General features: G+C 58.3%; 1 protein-coding gene. It reads right to left on the bottom strand.

Going from position 1 to position 487, the window contains the following annotated elements; genetic code table 11:
- Positions 1 to 487, bottom strand: a 487-nt coding sequence (locus tag HMPREF2996_RS09385) for a 23S rRNA (adenine(2058)-N(6))-methyltransferase Erm(C) (RefSeq protein ID WP_210398919.1), incomplete at both ends; no start/stop codon positions are given.

Genomic DNA, 487 nt, shown 5'->3' with positions numbered 1-487 from the left:
GCGGGGTCGATTCCTCGCGAGCGCAACCATGATTGTGTATCTGAACGTGATGAAAACAACCCTGCCCTTCGGAGAATTTCCCCTATCCCGCGTCCCCGGGCAGTGAAAACGGTGTGCACCATCGCCTGAAAGGCTTTGCGCTGCTCTATCGGAATCTTCGGGTCACCCACCCGGCGGATCACTAAGATCCCCCCGTCAACGTTTGGCTGTGGCCGGAAAGCAGACCTTGGTACCCGAGAACCCAGGTGAAATGTGAACCATGGGGACCACTGAGCCGTCATCATCGTGCTTGCGCCTACCCCGGCCCGGCGGCGAGCGACTTCCCACTGCATGAGGAGTACAGCGTCAGTCCATGCCGGCGCATGCAACAACTTTCGAAGAATGGCAGTGGTGAGGTGAAAGGGAATGTTTCCCACAATGACGCAGGGAGTGGCGGGTAACCGGAAGTTAAGGAAATCATCATGGACCACTTCGACCGCCGCCGAGG

This window comes from Corynebacterium sp. HMSC066C02 (assembly GCF_001814945.1).
In the GTDB taxonomy this organism is placed as follows: domain Bacteria; phylum Actinomycetota; class Actinomycetes; order Mycobacteriales; family Mycobacteriaceae; genus Corynebacterium; species Corynebacterium aurimucosum.
Note: the sequence above shows the minus strand (reverse complement) of the source record. Positions and strands in the feature narration are given on the sequence as shown.